The 19,319-nt window shown below is 63.6% G+C and carries 14 protein-coding genes; 8 read left to right on the forward strand and 6 right to left on the reverse strand.

The genetic code is table 11. The annotated features are described in order from the left end of the window. Positions 1–43 precede the first annotated feature (43 nt). Both K3163_RS03625 and K3163_RS03630 read left to right on the forward strand, forming a co-directional pair. Positions 44–1,492: an ATP-binding protein gene (locus K3163_RS03625; RefSeq protein ID WP_221552409.1), complete on the forward strand. Its 1,449-nt coding sequence runs from the start codon at positions 44–46 to the stop codon at positions 1,490–1,492. A 67-nt stretch (positions 1,493–1,559) separates the two neighbouring features. Next, the gene (locus tag K3163_RS03630) at positions 1,560–2,453 is read left to right on the forward strand and encodes an HpcH/HpaI aldolase/citrate lyase family protein (protein ID WP_345719695.1); all 894 of its coding nucleotides are present in this window, start codon (positions 1,560–1,562) and stop codon (positions 2,451–2,453) included. Here the strand turns inward: K3163_RS03630 and K3163_RS03635 are convergent. The 6 genes from K3163_RS03635 to K3163_RS03660 all read right to left on the reverse strand — a co-directional run bounded on the left by K3163_RS03635 (position 2,450) and on the right by K3163_RS03660 (position 13,018). Beyond that, the gene (locus K3163_RS03635) at positions 2,450–3,184 is read right to left on the reverse strand and encodes a 3'(2'),5'-bisphosphate nucleotidase CysQ (protein WP_221552411.1); all 735 of its coding nucleotides are present in this window, start codon (positions 3,182–3,184) and stop codon (positions 2,450–2,452) included. The two genes, K3163_RS03630 and K3163_RS03635, sit on opposite strands and share 4 nt — an antisense overlap. A gap of 92 nt (positions 3,185–3,276) precedes the next feature. After that, positions 3,277–4,707: a sugar MFS transporter gene (locus tag K3163_RS03640; protein WP_221429163.1), complete on the reverse strand. Its 1,431-nt coding sequence runs from the start codon at positions 4,705–4,707 to the stop codon at positions 3,277–3,279. A gap of 108 nt (positions 4,708–4,815) precedes the next feature. Continuing rightward, complete coding sequence (locus K3163_RS03645) at positions 4,816–7,200, reverse strand: glycoside hydrolase family 3 protein (RefSeq protein ID WP_247712449.1); 2,385 nt, start codon at positions 7,198–7,200, stop codon at positions 4,816–4,818. A 75-nt stretch (positions 7,201–7,275) separates the two neighbouring features. Then, positions 7,276–8,475: an MFS transporter gene (locus K3163_RS03650; protein ID WP_221552413.1), complete on the reverse strand. Its 1,200-nt coding sequence runs from the start codon at positions 8,473–8,475 to the stop codon at positions 7,276–7,278. Further along, positions 8,472–9,524 (reverse strand): LacI family DNA-binding transcriptional regulator, encoded by a 1,053-nt coding sequence (locus tag K3163_RS03655; RefSeq protein ID WP_221552415.1) that lies wholly within the window; start codon positions 9,522–9,524, stop codon positions 8,472–8,474. The genes K3163_RS03650 and K3163_RS03655 overlap by 4 nt, the downstream gene beginning before the upstream one ends. A gap of 164 nt (positions 9,525–9,688) precedes the next feature. Then, a complete protein-coding gene (locus K3163_RS03660; protein ID WP_221552417.1) occupies positions 9,689–13,018 on the reverse strand; it encodes a TonB-dependent receptor in 3,330 nt (1,109 codons plus the stop codon). 155 nt (positions 13,019–13,173) lie between these two features. Between K3163_RS03660 and K3163_RS03665 the strand changes: the two genes are divergently transcribed. The 6 genes from K3163_RS03665 to K3163_RS03690 are packed head-to-tail and all read left to right on the forward strand — an operon-like array spanning position 13,174 to position 19,280. Then, the gene (locus tag K3163_RS03665; RefSeq protein WP_221552419.1) at positions 13,174–14,685 is read left to right on the forward strand and encodes a tryptophan halogenase family protein; all 1,512 of its coding nucleotides are present in this window, start codon (positions 13,174–13,176) and stop codon (positions 14,683–14,685) included. Positions 14,686–14,726: 41 nt separating this feature from the next. Then, the gene (locus tag K3163_RS03670; RefSeq protein ID WP_221552421.1) at positions 14,727–15,317 is read left to right on the forward strand and encodes a flavin reductase family protein; all 591 of its coding nucleotides are present in this window, start codon (positions 14,727–14,729) and stop codon (positions 15,315–15,317) included. A 60-nt stretch (positions 15,318–15,377) separates the two neighbouring features. Next, a complete protein-coding gene (locus K3163_RS03675) occupies positions 15,378–16,355 on the forward strand; it encodes an NAD(P)H-dependent flavin oxidoreductase (protein ID WP_221429157.1) in 978 nt (325 codons plus the stop codon). A gap of 11 nt (positions 16,356–16,366) precedes the next feature. Further along, complete coding sequence (locus tag K3163_RS03680) at positions 16,367–17,509, forward strand: acyl-CoA dehydrogenase family protein (protein WP_221429156.1); 1,143 nt, start codon at positions 16,367–16,369, stop codon at positions 17,507–17,509. A 10-nt stretch (positions 17,510–17,519) separates the two neighbouring features. After that, positions 17,520–18,245, forward strand: a complete 726-nt coding sequence (locus tag K3163_RS03685; protein ID WP_221429155.1) for an SDR family NAD(P)-dependent oxidoreductase — start codon at positions 17,520–17,522, stop codon at positions 18,243–18,245. A gap of 12 nt (positions 18,246–18,257) precedes the next feature. Beyond that, positions 18,258–19,280: an aldo/keto reductase gene (locus tag K3163_RS03690; RefSeq protein ID WP_221552437.1), complete on the forward strand. Its 1,023-nt coding sequence runs from the start codon at positions 18,258–18,260 to the stop codon at positions 19,278–19,280. Positions 19,281–19,319 lie beyond the last annotated feature (39 nt).

The following is a 19,319-nucleotide window of genomic DNA, read 5'->3' on the forward strand; positions in this document are numbered from 1 at the left end:
GCGCCCTTCCGCCTTCCGGATTCGGCCCGCTAGCCACATGCGCGTGACAGCGCAGATCACCATCGGCCACGAGACGTCCGGAAAGCCGGTCGAATTCGACATCGAGGAACTCCTCGCCACCCGCTTGCTCGTGCAGGGCAATTCGGGAAGCGGTAAGTCGCACCTGCTGCGCCGCCTGCTCGAAGAGAGCGCGGGCATGGTCCAGCAGGTCGTGATCGACCCCGAAGGCGATTTCCCCTCTCTGGCCGAGGAATTCGGTCATGTCGTGATCGACGGCTCGGCCTATTCGCCGGGCGAGATCGAGGCGCTAGCCCGCCGTATCCGCGAACACCGCGCCAGCGTCGTGCTTGATCTCGACGGGCTGGAAGTCGAGCAGCAGATCCGCTGCGCCGCGCAGTTCCTGACCGCGCTGTTCGATGCCCCGCGCGAGCACTGGTATCCCGCGCTGGTGGTGGTCGACGAGGCGCAGATGTTCGCTCCTGCCGCTGCAGGAGAGATGGCCGAGGACACGCGTCGCATGACGCTTTCGGCGATGACCAACCTCATGTGCCGCGGCCGCAAGCGCGGGCTTGCAGGCATCGTCGCCACGCAGCGGCTTGCGAAGCTCGCCAAGAACGTTGCGGCAGAGGCCTCGAACTTCCTCATGGGCCGCACCTTCCTCGACATCGACATGGTACGCGCTGCCGACCTGCTCGGCATGGAGCGGCGGCAGGCTGAACGCATTCGGGAGCTGGAACGCGGGCACTTCCTTGCGCTGGGCCCCGCGATCACGCGCCTGCCAATCGCCTGCAAGATCGGCCCGGTGAAGACCGGCCACCAGGCGCGCAGCGAAGGGCTGATGGCGCTGCCCGATACGGCGCCCGAGGACATGGCCGACCTGCTGACGCGCGATCTTGCCGCCGACGTGGCAACGCCGACGCCTCCGCCAGCTCCCCCGCCTGCGCCGCGCATGGACGAGATGGAAGACAGCATCGCCCATGCCGAGGAACGGCAAGTCGAAGCGCCCGCGGAGCCGGTCGACACCTCGAGCGTCGCAAACCGGATCGCGGAGCTGATTGCAGAGCTCGCCGCCGAGGAAGGCATCGCCTTCCAGTCGGCCTCGGCCCAGTACCAGACCTTCCTGACGCGGTGCCGCCGTGAGCGCTTGATCGGTCCCATGCCCGACATGCATGCCTTCCGGCGCAAGTTCGCGATTGCCGCCGCCGGCCTCGACGCGCTGGAGGATGACATGCAGGCGCGCATCATGCAGCTGGCATCGATGGTCGATGAAGACCTGCTTGGTCCCTTCCTCGTCATCGCCAAGGCTGCGCATGCCGGCGAGACGCAGGTCGACGAGAACGAACTGGCCCGCGCTTATGGCACCAGCTCGCCGGGGCGCATCCGCCGCCTGCTCGACCACCTCGAAAAGCAGGGCCTGATCGTCGTCCGCGAGGACTTCGGCGGCGCAAGGACGGTCATGGTGCCCGGGCTCGAAGGCGTGGGCGCAGGCTAGGCCGACCCTTGACCGGAGGCGCGAATTCCTCCCTTTGGGGCGCGAATTCGAGAGAGGACAATCCTGCGTGACCAATTCCGCCCGCCTGCCCGCCCGTTCGCGCTCCTGGCTCTTCGCGCCCGGCGACAGCGAGAAGAAGATGACCAAGGCGACCGAGGGCGATGCCGACATCGTGATCTTCGACCTCGAAGATGCCGTGGCGGAAGACGCAAAGCCCGCTGCGCGCGATGCGATCTGCGCATTCCTCAAGACCCGCGATAATGGCGAGCATGACCGGCTGTGGGTGCGTGTGAACCCGCTGGACGGGCCGCACACGGCTGACGACCTTGCCGCGATCATGCCCGCAAGGCCGGGCGGGATCATGCTGCCCAAGTCGCGCGGACGCCACGATGTCGAGGAGCTCGATCGCCTGCTCACCCCGCTCGAGATGGAGCTTGGCATTGAGCCGGGCTCGACCCCGGTCATCGCGCTGGTCACAGAAGTCGCAGCGGCAATGTTCACCACCGGCGATTATGCCGGAGCGCCGCGTCTCGTGGCGATGACCTGGGGCGCAGAAGACCTCGCCGATTCCATCGGGGCCATGTCGAACCGGGGCGAGGACGGCGAATATACCTTCACTTACGAGCTTGCTCGCAGCCTGACCCTGCTCGGGGCGGCAGCTGCCAATGTGCCCGCGATCGAGACGATCGACGGCGACTTCCGCAATCTAGAAGGCCTCAAGACGCGCGCGGAGAAGGTCCGGCGTGACGGCTATCGCGGGATGCTGGCGATCCACCCTGCGCAGGTGCCGGTCATCAACGCCGCCTTTACGCCGAGCGAGGAGGAGATCGCCGAAGCGAAGGAGATCGTGGCGGTGTTCGAGGCCAATCCCGGTGCGGGGACCATCGGCCACAATGGCAAGATGCTCGACCGGCCGCACCTCAGCCGCGCGCAGCAGCTGCTGGCGCAGGTCGAAGACTAGGCGCCCAGCTTCGCCACTTCGGCGAGCACGCGCTCGGCCCATTCCGGGCGGCAGATGAGCAGGTCGGGCATGTAGGTGTCGGCCTGGTTGTAGGTCAGCGGGCTACCGTCGATCCGGCTCGCATGCATGCCGTGGGCGAGGGCGACTGCCGCAGGTGCGGCGCTGTCCCATTCGTATTGCCCGCCGGTGTGGAGATAGATCTCGGCCTCGCCGCGCACGACGGCCATGGCTTTCGCGCCTGCCGAGCCCATACCAACCAGTTCCGCCCCGATGGTCTCGGCAACGGAGACCGCTTCCTTGGCCGGACGAGTGCGGCTCACGACCATTCGCGGGCGCTCGGCCGCTGCGGGCACGTCGATCGGCGCATCGGTGCGCAGGACCGTGTCGAGGCCGGGCAGGGCGACCGCGCCCGTTTCCGGCTTGCCGTTCACGCACAGCGCGACATGGACGGCCCAGTCGCTGCGTGCCTCGCCATATTCGCGCGTGCCGTCGACCGGATCGACGATCCATACGCGCTCCTTGTCGAGGCGGGCCGCATTGTCCTTCTCCTCTTCCGACAGCAGACCGTCGTCTGGGCGCTGCTGGCGGATCGCGTGGCAGAGGAACTGGTTGGCCGTTTCGTCACCCGCCTTGCCGAGCGCCTTTCCCTCGAACATGCCGCTTGTCCGCACTTCGATCAGGATCTTGCCCGCCACTTGAGCGAGGTGGGCGGCGAGTTCGGCATCGGTCATTGAGAGTGTCGGTCCTTCAAAAAGTTCGGGGGCCGCATGGCAGACCTGAGCCTCCTTGCGAACCCCCGGAATGGAGTTAATCCAAGCGTATATCAGGCGACGGCAGGCCTCCTTGCGAAGATGCCGAAGCTTGCGATCACGGCGTAGCAGATGATCGGGATAATCATTGCGGTCGCCAGGTCGCCGCCGGTTGCATCTGCCACCACGCCGTAGAGCAGCGGTACGATCGCGCCGCCGCAGATGGCGACGTTGATGATACCCGAGCCGTCTGCCGCCCGCGGACCGAGTTTTTCGCAAGCAAGCGAGAAGATCGTCGGGAACATGATCGAGTTCATCAGGCCGACCGCCAGCAGCGTGTAGGCAGCAACCTGACCGCTGGTCATGGTAGAGATGATGATCAGCAGGATCGCGCCGGTCGCGTTGAAGGCAAGGATCTTGCCGGGCGAGAAGATGCGCAGGAAGTAGGAACCGATGAAACGGCCCACCATCGCGCCGCCCCAGTATAGGCCGATCATCCAGCCGATCACGCTCTCGGGCTGGCCGAGCACGCGCTCTTCGGAAAGGTAGTTGATGATTACCGAGCCGATCGCGACTTCACCGCCCACGTATAGGAAGATGCAGAGCGCCCCGAAGCTGAAACGGGTGCGGGTGAGCAGGCTGTTGTCGTAGAGCCAGACTGCAGGCGCTGCGAGGATCAGCGCCACGCCGAGCCATGGGCTAACGGCGAGGGCGGCCCAGACACCACCGATTACCAGCGCAAGACCGACGAGATAGCGGCCCCAGGTGACAAGTTCTGTGTCGCCCATCAGCTTTGCATCGTGCGGCAGGCGGTTGCGGAACATCCACACCGCGATGGCGACGACACCGATGAGCGCTGCAAGGCCGAGGTAGCCCTGCCAGATCGCCTCGCTTTCGGCCTGGCGGTATTCGATCAGGGCCTGGCCCGAGAGCTGGTCTGCACTGACCGTCGCGAGGCTGCCGAGGATCACCACCGCGCCGACGATCGGGAAGACCGTGGTGCCGAGCGAGTTGAAGGCCTGCGCAAAGGTCAGGCGGCTATGCGTCGTGCTGGGCGGGCCAAGCAGCGAGATGAGCGGGTTGGCGACGACCTGGACGATCACCACGCCGCTGGCGAGCACGAACAGTGCGCCGAGGAAGACGATATAGGTGGCCGTCTGGCTTGCCGGAATGAACAGCAGGCAGCCGAGCATCATGGTCAACAGACCCGCGACCGCTCCGCGCATGTAGCCGAGTTTCTTGACCAGCTTCGCCCCCGGGATCCCTATGATCAGGTAAGCGGCGAAGAAGCAGAACTGGACCAGCATGGCCTCGGTCCAGCTCAGTGTGAACAGCTCCTTCAGCTTAGGGATGATCACGTCGTTCAGCGAGGTGATGCCGCCGAAGATGAAGAAGAGGCCGAAGACGAAGTACTGCAGGCCCGGTGCGTCTACCGGCGGAGTATCGTCGTCGATTTCGATTGGATTCGGATCGGTGCTCGTCGCGACGTCCGGTGCGATTGCCATGTCAGTGTCCCTCCCAAGTCCCGGTGCGACCTCTTGTTGTCCGGGCTAGTTTTCTGTTGCCTGTGTGGCAGCGTTTCGACGCCACACAAAGCGAATATGAATGCATGCTCAGAACGAGCAGTCGGTCCCTTCCGCGAACTCCTCGCGCAGAACGGTGCCGATATTGATCTCGAACGCGCCTTCCGAGGCAAAGACCAGCGACGGGCCGAGGTCGGTAACGCAGGCATCGGTGATGACCATCTCGCGCCAGCCCTTGCCAGCAGCGACCGAAAGCTCCTGCGTGATATCGAGAGCTTCGCCCGAGCCGACCTTGAGCGTTACCGCCCCGCGTGGCCGTTCAAGAACCTGGTAGGCGATCCGGTAGCCGAGCCCGCTGTCGCCGCCGCCCTGCGCGAATTCGAGCGAGGAGCCCGGCGAGAAAGTCACCGTGCGCGCATCTTCCTGCGCATTTCGGTCAAGGCCGATGGCAGTGATCCCGCCTGCCTCGCCGCGAAGATTGTCGAGCTTGCCCGTCGCCGTATTGGCGAGCACGCCGTCTGCAAGGCGGCCGTTCACGTACCAGTCGAGCGCAGCACCCATGGTGAGCGGGGCGCATTCTTCGTGCAGGGCAGGCAGCACGCCGCCCTCACCGAAGGACAGGCCGTAACCCACCTGGAAAAGCGCGCCTTCGGCGCCGTTGACCGGACCGAAATCGCATTCGGCAGGCCAGCTGAAGCCGAGCTTGCCGGTCGCCGGCATGGCGCCGGTGAGCACATCGGCGATACCTGCACCTTCACCGCCGGGCAGCCATGATGCGACAAATGCATCGGCAGCATTGAGCTCGCGGTTCATCCACATGGGGCGGCCCGACAGGAAGACGGCGACGGTCGGCACGCCCTCGGCCTTGAATTTGCGGAGCAGCTCGAGGCCTTCGGTATCGGTGAAGCCGAGGTGCTTACGGTCGCCGGCGAACTCGGCGTAGGGCTCTTCGCCGAAGACTACGATCGCAACATCGGGCTTGGCCGTGTAGCTGCCGTCCTCGGACAAGGTGGCCGTGCCGCCGCCTGCTTCTACTGCCGTCTCGATGCCCGACCAGATCGAGGTCGCACCGGGGAAGTTGTCATTGGTGAGATCGCCGCCGCCCTGCCAGGTCAGCGTCCAGCCGCCAGCAGCCTGCGCAATATCGTCTGCGGCCGAACCGGCAACGAGCACGTCGGCACCCGCCTTCAAGGGCAGGATGTCGTTGTTCTTCAGCAGAACCTGCGACTTGGCCACCGCCTCGCGCGCGATCGCGCGGTGGTCGGGCGAACCGATCAGGCTGTAATCGCCAGCGTTCGGCCGGTCGGAAGGTTTCACGAATTCGTCGAGCAGGCCTGCGCGCATCTTCATGCGCAGCACGCGGCCGACCGCCTCGTCGAGCCGCTCCATCGGGATGGTGCCGTCCTCGACCTGGGAAACGAGAGTTTCGAGGAGACCTTTCCAGTCGTCGGGCACCATGTAGATGTCGAGACCGGCGAGCAGCGACTGCGGGCAGTCGGTGTTGGTGCAGCCGGCAACCTGTCCATGGCCGTTCCAGTCGCCGACGACGAGGCCATCGAAGCCCAGCTCGCCGCGCAGCACGTCGGTCAGCAGTGCCTCGTTGCCGTGCATCTTGCGGCCGTTGATCGAGTTGAAGCTCGCCATGATCGTCTCGACACCCGCCGCAATGGTCGCGGGGTAGGGCTTGGCATGGATCGACTTCAGAGCCTCGATGTCGCCGTTTACGTCGCCCTGGTCGACACCCTGTTCGGTACCGCCGTCGCCGAAGAAGTGCTTGGCGGTGGCGATCACGTGGCCCGCACCGAGGCGCTCGGGATCGCCCTTGCGGCCCTGCAGGCCCTCGACCAGCGCCGCGCCGAGCGGAGCGACGATGGCAGGGTCTTCGGAATAGCTCTCGTAGGTCCGGCCCCAGCGATCGTCGCGCGCAACGGCCACGGTGGGCGAGAAGTTCCAGTCGATGCCGGTAACCTCGATTTCGACGGCGGTTACTTCGCCGATGCGGCGGATCAGGTCGGCATCGCGCGTTGCACCGAGACCGATATTGTGCGGGAAGATGGTAGCCTGCACGACATTGGTGTGACCGTGCACGGCGTCAGTGCCCCAGATCGTCGGGATGATCGGTTCATCGTCTTCCATCGGCGCGATCGAGGCGAGATACATCTCGTCCGCATAGCGAAGCCACTCGCTCGCAGGAGCGAACTCGTCGCCATAAGGACCGCCATTGCCGCCGTTGAGGTAACTGCCGAAACGATAGCGGCGCATGTCCTCGGGCGTGAAGCTGTTGATCTGCGGCTGGATGAGCTGGGCGACCTTGCGCTCGAGGCTCATGCGCGAAAGCAGGTCGGCAACGCGCGCGTCCTCGCTCATCTGCGATGCCGAAGCGACAGGTGCTCCGATCTCTGCAGGAACGGTGCTGCACCCGGCTAGGCCAACCGCAGCCGCCGTTGCCATCCAAAACGCTTTCATATTGGTCATCCCTCTCCGCTCCCTCCCGAATGAGAACGTTATCAAACGCTAGGATTGCCATGCAGGAAAGGCAAAATCAAGCGGCTAGTTGCTGCGCGGCATAGTAATCAGCAGCAATGTTGCGAGCGATGCAAGAACAGCTAGCACGACGAAAAGTCCACCGAAGCCGAAGACCGGAACGAGGGCAAGCGTCAGCCATGGCATGATCAGGCTCGGAACGGTGTTGGTGAGGTTGAAAAGGCCGAGGTCGCGGCCTCGCGTGGTGGGTTTCGGCAGCACCCTAAGTGTCTGGCTCGAATGGAGCGCGAGGAAGACGCTCGTCGACAGACCGAACACGACATAGCCGATGATGGCGCCTGCCATGTCCTGTGCGAGCGCCATGATAACGAGGCCGATCGCTCCCACACCCGCACCCAGGGCCAGCGGCAGGATCGGGCGATCCCGGCTGTCGGACCAGCGCCCTGCGACGAGCGCGAGCGGTACGGACAGGGCAAGGACGATGGCAAACAGGCGGGCGGTGTCGTTGTCGCTGAAGCCTGGATCCACGCTGACCAGCCAGATCAGGAGGTATGCGAATAGCGCCGCTTCGGCGATCTGGACGAGCAGCCGGGCAAGCCACATGCGCGATACCGCACCGCGCGAGAACTTGCGGACCGTCTCACCCGGTTCACCTGCAGCTCGCATCAGTTGCGGCATCGGTTGCGGCTTGCCGAACAGCAGCACCGGGAGGACCATTGCGGCGACGAGCCCCGCCACCATGACCAAACGCTCGTCTGGTCCGGCGAGGCCGGGAATGGTTACGAGTGCTCCTGAAGCCGCCCCCAAAGCTGGTGCGAAGGACAGCAGGCCGCCCAGGAAGCCCTTCTGCCCATCGGGCACGACGTCGCCTGCCCATGCGGCGAGCGGGGCCAGCATCATGTTGATCGAAAGCTGCCAGATGACGATCAAGCCGATCAGTTCCAGCGGATCGGACGCGGTACGAACGGTGACCAGCATCAGGCAGGAAAGCACCAGCCCGCCGAAAATCCACGGCTTGCGTGAGCCGGTCAGGTCGCTCAGCCAGCCGAATCCGATATTGGCAAGGCTCGCGGTGATCGCCCCTGCAAAGGCGATATAGGCCAGAAGGTCGATGTTTTCCTCGGCCACCAGCTCGGTGACACGAACCGGCAGAAGCAGGGTGAGGAAGGGCACGTAGCTGACCGCGCCGCCCGCTGCGGCGAGCGCGTAGAGCCACATGAAGCGCAGCGACTGGCGCTGCGGCGCGCCGCCCTCAGCTGCCGTCATGCGCGGGGAGCACGTGCGGTCGAGCCGCGAACGACGAGCTCCCCGAAAACCGAGATCACGCCTTCGGGCGGTGCTTTCCGACGCGCTTCGATCAGCAATTCGACGGCGCGTGATGTGGTCGCCGCGATCGGCTGGTCGACTGCGGTGAGCGGCGGCTGGGTGAAACGCACGATCGGCGAATTGTCGAAGCTGACCAGCGAGAGATCTTTTGGAACGTCAAGTCCGCGTTTGCGGGCGACTTCCAGTGTGGCAAGGGTCATCTGGTCGCTGCTGGCGATGATAGCGGTGGGCGGGTTGTCCAATTCGAGCAGCTTCTTCGCCGCATGGGTCCCGCTTTCGAAGCCGAAGTCGCCCCGCTCGCACAGGCCCTCGGTGGGCAGCTCGGCATCGTCCATTCCGGCCTTCCAGCCGTTGATGCGACGGTCGGAAAGGCTGAAGTCGGCAGGTCCGGCGATGAAGCCGATACGTTCGTGGCCCAGTTCGATCAGGTGGTCTGTCGCAAGGCGCGCATTGTGCGTATCGCCCATGGTGATGGCGAAGCCGGGCCCGGGCTGGGTCGTGCCGATCCGCGCGAAAGGGATACCGCGATCGGCGAGCAGGCCCGTGATCAGCGAATTTTCCGAGTGGGGCGGGGTGAGGATCACGCCGTCGGGCTGGAGAGCCGCGATAGCTGCGCCAAGTTCCCGCTCGACATGGTCGTTATGCGTATCGACGAGCTCGATCAGCATGCGGTAGCCGTGCGCGGCGCATGTCTCCATGCCTCCAAGCAGCATCTGGTCGACCCAGTCGCGGCCTTCGCGTGCCTTCCAGTCAGCGATGGTCAGGTCACGGTCGTTGAGCGCGAGGATGATGTAGGAGCGCGAGCCGCTCATGCGCTGCGCCGCGATCGAAGGGACATAGCCGAGCTTGTCGATGCTCGCCTGCACCCGCTCCTTCATGGCGGGGCGGACATTGGGTTCGTTGTTGATGACGCGGCTGACGGTCTGCAGGGAGACCCCCGCATCGGCTGCCACATGTTTGATAGTCACCGATTGACGGCGCCGACCCATGTCATTCCCCTCGCTGCCATGGGGCGAAAGTGCCCCGTGCCGTCGATCCCATCAAATTCTCAGGCACTTGTGACGGCGCTTCTGCGGAAGCGCTGCGTTGCACAATAAAGAACGGGCCCCGGTCTTGCAACCGAGGCCCGTCCTTACTCAGTCAGCCGTTCAACTCAGAAGTTGAAGCGGGCGATGAAGGTGTAGCGACGGTCGTTGCGGAATGCCGCGCTGTTCACGCGGGTTCCATCGTAGTCGACCACCGTCGAGAGCTGCGTAACCTCGTCGAGGAGGTTCACGCCCTGGACACCCAGTTTGATGTTGTCCGTGAGGCTGTAGAAGATCGACGCGTCGAGCTGACCGCCCGACTCCTGGTAGATCGGCGAGAACGGGAAGAGGTCGTCCCTCACCGTGACCACGAACTCGCTCCGCCAGTTGTAGGCGGCACGAGCGGACAGCGGTCCCTTCTCGTAGAACACGGTGGCGTTCACGGTGTGCTCCGAAATACCCGCCAGCGGAAGCTGGGCGACGAACGGACCCGCATTGATCGGGGCGCCATCGGAATTGACCGAGGGAGAACCGATGCTCGAGATGTTCGGGTTCGGGAAGTCGCCGCCATCCACATAGGTGTAGGAGAACTGCGAACCCAGTCCGCTCAGCAGGCCAGGAAGGAAATCATAGGTCTGCTGGTAAGCGACTTCGAAGCCCTTCAGCGTACCGTTGATGTCGTTCGCCGGGCCGTTGATGATGACATCCTGCGACAGGCCGCTGGGTGCCGTGTAGTTCACCAGGCCGAGGCCGTTCTGCACGATACCCTCGATGTCCTTGATGAAGAACGCAGCGGTCAGCGAGCCGACGTCATCGAAATACCATTCGGCGCTCAAATCGTAGTTCCACGATTCGATCGGCCGGAGGTTTCGGTTGCCGGTGCGGATCGACAGCAGAGGTCCGCTATCGACATTCCCGCTGAAGCCAAGAGTGCCACCTGCATTGAACAGGTTGAGGTCGGGGCGAGAGATCGCCTTCGAAACCGCACCGCGGATGACCCAGCCCGTACCACTGTCGAGGCGGATGTTGAACGCCGGCAGGAAGTGGTCGAACGTGATGTCCGAGGTATCCGGCACGAATTCACCGGTGAACAGCGAGGCATATTCATCCAGGCGTGCGCCAGTGAGCTGACAGTAGAGGATGTCAGGCGCGAAGCCCCCTCCGGGCGGAATCGGCGGACAGGAGTCGGTGATTTCCGTCGGCTGCACGATGCCATCGCCGTTGCCGCCATTGGCGACCGCGTCGAACTGCTCGGGATCGGGGAAGCGGACCAGCGAATCGTTGCTGACCTCGGTCTGCACGTAGCGCAGGCCGATGTTACCCGCGAGCGTCCAGCCGCCTGCCATGTCCAGACCGTAATCGACCCGGGCATATGCTGCCTTGGTGATTTCGCTGACGTCCGAAACTTCGTTGGGGCAGTACACACCGTCGATATCGCATCCGGTGCGACCGTTGACGCCCAGGTTGAAGCGTTCGGGCGACTGGCCGAAGGTCGAGATATTGTCCCACTGCGTGTCGGTCACGCCACTGAGATATTCCCCGAGGAAATCGTCACCGCCGTAGAACCACGCGGAGCCGTTCGCGATCGGCGTGCCAGCTTCACCGCGCTGGAAGTTGTCGGCGAACGGGCTGCGGAACTGCGAAGCGTCCGGGAATTCGTCGACATAGGCACCGCCTGCGATCGCGAATTCCTGACCGGGCAGGCCGGTGTAGAAGCGACCCGGCGTGAAGCCGGCCCAGTCGGGCACATAGGGACCGGGACCGGAGAAGCAGCCCGGGCCTTCGCCCCAGGGAGCACAGCCGCCACGACCGGCCCAGGGTGCCGAAAGGTTACCCCAGGTGCTGAAGTTGGTGTTGCGGTTGATGCGATCGCGCGCAGCCCAGCGGGCACCGAACTTGGCGGTCTTGAAGAAGCCGTCGTCGCTGATGTCGTACTCGAAATCACCGGCAAGGCTGAAGAGTTCGCCGTCGTTCTTCTCGCGGCTGTCGAGGCCGAACCAGTAGTAGGTGTAGAAGCCCGAGCTGAAGTAATCAGCCGGAGCGCCCGGAGGAGCCAGGAACTGGATGTCCGGGATGTCGCCGCTCAGATCGATGGCGATATCCGACCACGTGCTCATCGCACCGAAGACGGAATCGCGCGTCAGCTTCGAATTGACATACTGCATGTCGAAGCTGCCGCGGAAACGGTCCGAGAACTCCATGTCGACGTCGAACGAGAGGTCCTGCGTGACCGAGTTAGTGCCACGAAGGAAGCGCAGCGTGTCGGTCGGAACACCGCCGAGGCCGAACGGCGTTGCGTAGGCATCACCTTCACCGAAAGTCAGCACGCCGCTTTCAAAGTTGCCGTTCTCGTCGAAGGTCCAGGTCGAACCGGAACGCGGAACCGGCGAGGTGACACCGTCGTCGATGCGGCCGAGGATCGCGAATTCTTCGGTGAAGAAGTCGGTTTCCGAACGCAGGTATTCGAGCGTCATCACAAGGCCGCCATCGGCGGATTCGAACTGTGCAACGCCCGAGATCGCTTCGCGGTCGCGGTCGAGCGTGGTCGAACGGACGTTGGCGAACTGGGGCACGATGCCCGTTCCAGCTACCGGGAATTCGTCCGGGCCGAGAAGGATATCGCCCTGGAAACCGCCCGAATTGACGACCTGGGCACGGACGCAGCCGCTGGTGAGGTCGGTGTTCGAACGATAGCAGGGATCAACGATCTGCGATGCGTCGGTACGGCTCTTGAGCGACGAGTTCGAGTAGCTCAGCTGCAGGCCAAAGGTGCCGGCGGCGGAATCGAACGTGTCGGAAGCAAGGATGTTGAACGTGGGCGACCACTTTTCACGCAGGTCGCCATAGTTGGCTTCGACCGAGCCGGCGAGGTTGAGGCCGGGGTTGTCGAGCGGCTTGCGGGTGACGAGGTTCACCATGCCCGAGATATGACCTTCGATCATATCTGCGGTGCTGTTCTTGTAGACTTCGACGCGGCCGACCAGTTCGGGCGATACGTCTTCGAAGCTCAGGACACGGCCGCCATTGGCCGAGAAGATATCGCGTCCGTTGAGTTCGGAGCGAGTATAGGGAAGGCCGCGGATGATGACGCCGGTACCCTCGACCGAGAAACGGGTCGGGTCCGAGGTCTTCTCGAAGCGACCGATGTTCACACCGGGGATACGCTGCAGCGTTTCCGCAACGGAGCGGTCGGGCAGTGCGCCGATGTCTTCAGCGGTGATGACGTCGACTACGGTGTCGGCGCGTTCCTTGAAGTCCTGTGCGGTGCGAAGCGACTCGCGGAAGCCCGAAACGATGATGATGTTTTCATCGTCGGCTTCTTCGGCGGTCGGTTCGTCGACGGTGTCGGCATCTTGCGCCCAAGCGGGCTGCGCAGCCACGAGTGCGAGACCGGATGCAGTGGTCAGCGCTGCAATGCGACGCGAAAATGGCGCGACGCCGATGGTTTTCTGAGACATTGTTCCTCCCTATCCCAAGCGTAATTGTCAGGACGAATCCCGCAATCTGACTGTAACATATCGAGGGTTGTGAGCGTTCACAAGTTAGAATATTCCCCTGCCACAGGACCGTTGCGGTCTGGCAACAGGCTCGTTTTGCTGGCATGGGTTTTGGGATGGCTATCGAACATATTGTAATCGTGGGCGGGGGAACTGCAGGCTGGATGGCAGCGGCGGCGATGTCGCGCATTCGCGACGGTCGCAAGCTGGCGATCACGGTGGTGGAATCGGAGCAGATCGGCACCGTCGGTGTCGGCGAGGCGACGATTCCGCCTTTCGTCGAATTCAATCAGGCGCTGAACATCAGCGAGCGCGATTTCCTGTCTTTCACGCAGGGCAGCTTCAAGCTCGGCATCCAGTTCGAGAACTGGGGCCAGGTGGGGGAGAGCTACATCCACCCCTTCGGTGCCTATGGCTACGATATCGGCGGGATCGGTTTCCACCAGGTCTGGCACAAGATGCGCGAGCGCGGCGACAAGCGTCCGCTGCAGCTGTTCAACCTCGAGACCATGGCGGCTTATTACGGCAAATTCTCGCGGACCGAAGATTACGCGCGCGACGACCTGCCGCCGATCAATTACGCCTATCACATCAACGCGACCGCCTATGCGCAATACCTGCGCAAATATGCCGAACAGCGCGGCGTCGTCCGCCACGAGGGGATCGTCAAGGATGTGGCGCTGGATGGCGAGAGCGGTTTCGTTACCAAGCTGACACTCGACAGCGGCAAAGAAATCGAGGCCGACTTCTTCGTCGACTGCACCGGCTTTCGCGGCCTCCTCATCGAGCAGGCGCTCGAGACCGGATACGAGGACTGGACGCACTACCTGCCCTGTGACCGCGCAGTGGCGCTACCGTGCAACCGCGACGACGGTTCGCCTCCGCCGCCTTTCACCAAGGCGACTGCGCACAAGGCCGGTTGGCAGTGGCAGGTGCCGCTCCAACACCGCAACGGTAACGGCCATGTCTATTGCAGCCAGTTCATGGAAGCAGACGAGGCGACCGACATCCTGATCGCCAACATGGCGGGCAAGCCGACGGCCGACCCGAACCACCTTCGTTTCGTGACCGGCCGGAGGAAGAAGTTCTGGAACAAGAACGTCGTCGCGCTTGGTCTTGCATCGGGCTTCATGGAGCCGCTCGAGAGCACCTCGATCCACCTGATCAATACCGGTGTGAACAAGCTGATCGCGACCATGTCGCTGGACGGTGTGACCGAAGCGCAGGCGAGCACCTTCAACCGCCTCACGGTCAAGGAATACGAGCGTATCCGCGACTTCCTGATCCTGCACTACAAGGCCACGCGCCGCGACGATTCCGAGTTCTGGAATTACTGCCGCACGATGGACGTGCCCGACAGCCTCACCGAGAAGATCGAGGTGTTCAAGGCGAACGGGCAGGTGTTCCGCGAAGAAGACGAGCTCTTTACCACCACCAGCTGGGCGGCGGTGATGCTGGGCCAAGGGATCACGATGGACGGCACAAGTCCGATGGCGGATGGCGTAGCGGACGCTTCGGCCAAGGAAGTCGACGAAATGGCCAAGTCGATCCAGTGGCTCGTACAGCGCATGCCGGGGCACAAGGAATACCTCGAGCGGTACTGTCCCGCGCCCAAGGCCGCTGCCTGACGCTTGCCCTTCGCGCACAGGCGCTATAGCGGACTGCGAAGATGTTCGATCCCCTCGCTTTCCGCAGCGCGCTAGGCTCTTTCGCCACCGGCGTGACCATCGTCACCGCGCGCGATGCGTCGGGCGCGCCGGTGGGCCTGACTGCCAACAGCTTCAACTCGGTCAGCCTCGATCCGCCGATGGTGCTGTGGAGCCTGTCGCTGCACTCGGGAAGCCTGCCGGTGTTCCGCGATGCGGAGACCTGGGCGGTCCACGTGCTCGCGGCGGACCAGCAGGGTATGTCCGACCGGTTCGCAAGACCCGGCCAGAACAAGTTCGAGGGTCTCTCTCCAGCTGATGGCCCCGAAGGCGCTCCGCTTATCGAGGGATGTGCTGCGCGCTTCGGTTGCCGCGCGCGCTTCGAATACGAGGGTGGCGATCACGCCATTTTCCTCGGTGAGGTCATCGATTTCGACCGGCGCGAGGCGGAGCCGCTGATCTACCACGGCGGCCAGTACGGACGCATCATGCGCGCACCGACCGGAGCCGATCTCGAGCGCGAAGGACTGGCCGAAGAGGTGGGCGAAAAGCTTTCCCTTACGGAACGGGGGCAGCAGTTGCTCGAGGCCCTGGAGCGGGTCGCGAAGCGCTAGACTCTCCCCTCTCCCCCCGATACCGGTTGCAAAACGCAATCAGACTTGAGGAGAGGCCCCATGAAAACCCGCATCACCGAAATGTTCGGCATCAAGCACCCGATCATCCAGGGTGGCATGCACTATGTCGGCTTTGCCGAAATGGCGGCAGCAGTGTCGAATGCGGGCGGCCTCGGCATCATTACCGGCCTCACGCAGGGCACGCCCGAAAAGCTCGCCAACGAGATCGCGCGCTGCAAGGACATGACTGACAAGCCCTTCGGCGTGAACCTCACTTTCCTGCCCACGGTCAATGCGCCTGACTATCCGGGCCTCGTGCGTACCATCATCGAGGGCGGCGTGAAGATCGTCGAGACCGCTGGCAACAACCCGGCGCAGGTCATGCCCTTTTTCAAGGATGCGGGCGTCAAGGTGATCCACAAGTGCACCAGCGTGCGCCACAGCCTGAAGGCGCAGTCGATCGGTTGCGACGCGGTCTCTGTCGACGGCTTCGAGTGCGGCGGCCACCCGGGCGAGGACGATATTCCGAACATGATCCTGCTGCCCCGAGCAGCTGACGAGCTCGAAATCCCCTTCGTCGCCAGCGGCGGCATGGCCGACGGGCGCAGCCTCGTGGCATCGCTCGCTATGGGCGCGGACGGAATGAACATGGGCACGCGCTTCATCGCGACCAAGGAAGCCCCGGTCCACGAGAACGTGAAGAAGGCAATCGTCGCAGCCTCCGAACTCGACACCCGCCTCGTGATGCGACCGCTGCGCAACACCGAGCGCGTGATGACCAATGACGCGGTCGAGGAACTGCTCAAGATCGAGAAGGAAAAGGGCGACGACCTGAAGTTCGAGGACATCATCGAACAGGTCGCCGGCGTCTATCCGCGCATCATGACCGAAGGCGACATGGATGCAGGCGCATGGTCCTGCGGCATGGTGGCAGGCCTCATCAACGACATCCCGACCTGCCAGGAACTGATCGACAATATCATGAGCCAGGCCGAGGAAATCATCACCCAGCGTCTCGCCGGTTTCCAGAACGCCTGAGGGACTGACCCATGCTCGATACAAGCAAGCGCTTCGCCTACAATGATGACCACGAGGCCTTCCGCGACACAGTGCGCAAGGTCTTTGCCGAGCACATGGTCCCCTATCTCGACAAGCACGAGGAAGAGGGCATCGTCGGGCGCGAGGCGTGGAAGGCGCTGGGCGAAGCGGGCATGCTCTGCCCGACCGTCGCCGAGGAGAACGGCGGGCTCGGGCTCGACTTCGGCTTCAACTGCGTGATTGCCGAGGAGCTCAGCTACATGGGCTCGTCTGCAGGTTTCACGCTGCAGAACGACATCACGGTCAATTACTTCGAACGCCTCGGCACCGAGGAGCAGAAGCAGAAGTATCTGCCGGGCATGGTGTCGGGCGACATCATCACGGCAATCGCCATGACCGAACCGGGCGCCGGCTCGGACCTCCAGGGCGTGCGCACCACGGCCAAGCTCGATGGCGACGAATGGGTCATCAACGGCTCGAAGACCTACATCACCAATGGTCAGAATGCCGATTGCGTGATCGTGGTCTGCAAGACCGATCCCTCGCAGGGCGCCAAGGGCACTTCGCTGATCCTCGTCGATGCGGGCACTCCGGGCTTCGAGCGCGGGCGCAATCTCGACAAGATCGGCCAGCATGCCGCCGACACGTCCGAGCTTTTCTTCAACGACTGCCGCGTGCCCAAGGAGAACCTGCTGGGCGGGGAAGGCCGGGGCTTCATCCACCTGATGGAAGAGCTGCCGCAGGAACGCCTGTCGATCGCCGTCGGCGCGCAGGCGGGGGCGCAGCGCGCTTTCGACGAAGCGGTAAATTTCACCAAGGACCGCAAGGCTTTCGGCAAGACCGTCTTCGAATTCCAGAATACCAAGTTCACGCTCGCCGATCTTGCTGCCAAGCTGCAGGTCGGCTGGGCGCATCTCGACTGGGCGATCCAGCGCCACCTGAAGGGCGAACTGACCACGGACGAGGCGAGCGCCGCCAAGCTGTGGCACACCGATCTCCAGTGGGAATGCTGCGACGCTGCGCTCCAGCTGCATGGCGGAGCCGGTTACATGAACGAATATCCCATCGCGCGTCTTTGGCGCGATGCCCGCGTCCAGCGCATCTACGGCGGCACGAACGAGATCATGAAAGAAGTCGTAAGCCGCGCGATCTGAGGAGAATTACATGGCCGATCCGCTCGATTATTCCGGCAAGACCGCCCTCGTAATCGGAGGGACGAGCGGGATCGGAAACGGCATCGCGCAAGCCTTCCGCGCTGCAGGTGCAACGGTCCACGTCACCGGCACGCGTGGATCTGCGGATGACTATCCCGATAGCAATATGGACGGCCTGACCTTCCATACGCTCGACGTTTCCGAGCGCGACGCCGTGGCGGGTCTCGATGTTCCGAAGGTCGATGTCGTGGTGCTTTGCCAGGGCATAGTGCGCTATTCGCGCGAGGAATTCGACCGCCCCGGCTGGGACGCGGTGGTCGAAGTCAATCTGAACTCGCTGATGGATTGCGCCCGCGCCTTCCATGACCGGCTGGCAGAGGCGAAGGGATCGCTCATCATCGTGAGCTCGGTCGGAGCGTTTCATGCAATGGTCGGCAATCCGGCCTATGCCGCCAGCAAGGCCGGGGCCGTGAGCCTTGTAACCTCGCTCGCCACAGCATGGGCACGTGAAGGCATCCGTGTGAACGGCATCGCGCCGGGCCTCGTCGAAACCAAGATGACAGCGGTCACCTTCGAGAACGAGAAGCGCCGGGAAGCCTCGCTGCGAACCATTCCGGCAGGCCGCTTCGGCCAGCCCGAGGACATGGCGGGCGCAGCGCTGTTCCTCGCCTCGCCGCTCGCCGATTACATGCACGGCCAGACCTTGCGGGTCGATGGCGGCATGACCCTGTCCTGAGAGGAGAGAGCTTTGGAATACGTCAATCTCGGGCTTAGCGGCCTCAAGGTCTCGCGCCTGTGCCTAGGCTGCATGAGCTACGGTGACACGACCAAGGGCTGGCACGGCGACTGGGTGCTCGGCGCGGATGAAAGCCGCCCCTTCATCCGCGAGGCGGTGGAGGCGGGGATCAACTTCTTCGACACCGCCAACATGTATTCCAAGGGCGCGTCGGAAGAAGTCATCGGTAAGCTGCTCCCCGAGTTCACCCTGCGCGACGAGATCGTGGTGGCGACCAAGGCTTTCCTTCCCTGGCGCAATACGCCCAATGCCGGCGGCAATTCGCGCAAGAGCCTGTTCCAGGCGATCGACGACAGCCTTGGTCGGCTGAAGATGGATTACGTCGACCTCTTCCAGATCCATCGCTGGGACGAAACGACGCCGATCGAGGAAACGATGGAAGCGCTTCACGACATCGTGAAAGCAGGCAAGGCGCGCTATATCGGCGCGTCCTCCATGGCGGCATGGCAATTCGCCAAGGCGCAGGAGATCGCCCGTGCCCGCGGCTGGACGACTTTCATATCGATGCAGAACCACGTGAACCTCCTCTACCGCGAGGAGGAACGCGAGATGATCCCTCTGTGCCGCGATCAGGGAGTGGGGATCATCCCATGGTCACCGCTCGCCCGTGGCAAGCTGGCGAGGGCGTGGGACGAGAGCACCGTGCGCAGCGAGACCGACGGTTTCGGCAAGATGCTCTACACGCAGAATGTCGATGCCGATCGCGAGGTGGTTGAGGCTGTCGGCGCGATCGCGGAGGACCGCGGAACCTCGCGGGCGACGGTTGCGCTGGCCTGGCATTTCGCGAAGCAGATGACGGCGCCGATCATCGGGGCGACCAAGCCCGGGCATATCGGCGCGGCGGTTGAGGCCATGACCCTCGACCTGACCGAGGAGGAGGTCTCCAGGCTCGAAAAGTCCTACCTGCCGAAGATGCCGGTAGGCGTCGCTTCTACCGCACCGGGCTTCGGGAAAATCACGCTAGCCGAGGGCTGAAAAACGCGGTTGTTACAATCCCGATGAATCGGTCACACG

This window comes from Qipengyuania xiapuensis (assembly GCF_019711395.1).
GTDB classification, from domain to species: Bacteria; Pseudomonadota; Alphaproteobacteria; order Sphingomonadales; family Sphingomonadaceae; genus Qipengyuania; species Qipengyuania xiapuensis.

What these genes read in the sequence shown, in the direction of transcription:
- K3163_RS03635 (WP_221552411.1), bottom strand. Translation starts at nt 3,184, where the DNA reads ATGACCGATGCCGAACTCGCCGCCCACCTCGCTCAAGTGGCGGGCAAG.
- K3163_RS03640 (WP_221429163.1), bottom strand. Translation starts at nt 4,707, where the DNA reads ATGGCAATCGCACCGGACGTCGCGACGAGCACCGATCCGAATCCAATC.
- K3163_RS03645 (WP_247712449.1), bottom strand. Translation starts at nt 7,200, where the DNA reads ATGACCAATATGAAAGCGTTTTGGATGGCAACGGCGGCTGCGGTTGGC.
- K3163_RS03650 (WP_221552413.1), bottom strand. Translation starts at nt 8,475, where the DNA reads ATGACGGCAGCTGAGGGCGGCGCGCCGCAGCGCCAGTCGCTGCGCTTC.
- K3163_RS03655 (WP_221552415.1), bottom strand. Translation starts at nt 9,524, where the DNA reads ATGGGTCGGCGCCGTCAATCGGTGACTATCAAACATGTGGCAGCCGAT.
- K3163_RS03660 (WP_221552417.1), bottom strand. Translation starts at nt 13,018, where the DNA reads ATGTCTCAGAAAACCATCGGCGTCGCGCCATTTTCGCGTCGCATTGCA.
- K3163_RS03665 (WP_221552419.1), top strand. Translation starts at nt 13,174, where the DNA reads ATGGCTATCGAACATATTGTAATCGTGGGCGGGGGAACTGCAGGCTGG.
- K3163_RS03670 (WP_221552421.1), top strand. Translation starts at nt 14,727, where the DNA reads ATGTTCGATCCCCTCGCTTTCCGCAGCGCGCTAGGCTCTTTCGCCACC.
- K3163_RS03675 (WP_221429157.1), top strand. Translation starts at nt 15,378, where the DNA reads ATGAAAACCCGCATCACCGAAATGTTCGGCATCAAGCACCCGATCATC.
- K3163_RS03680 (WP_221429156.1), top strand. Translation starts at nt 16,367, where the DNA reads ATGCTCGATACAAGCAAGCGCTTCGCCTACAATGATGACCACGAGGCC.
- K3163_RS03685 (WP_221429155.1), top strand. Translation starts at nt 17,520, where the DNA reads ATGGCCGATCCGCTCGATTATTCCGGCAAGACCGCCCTCGTAATCGGA.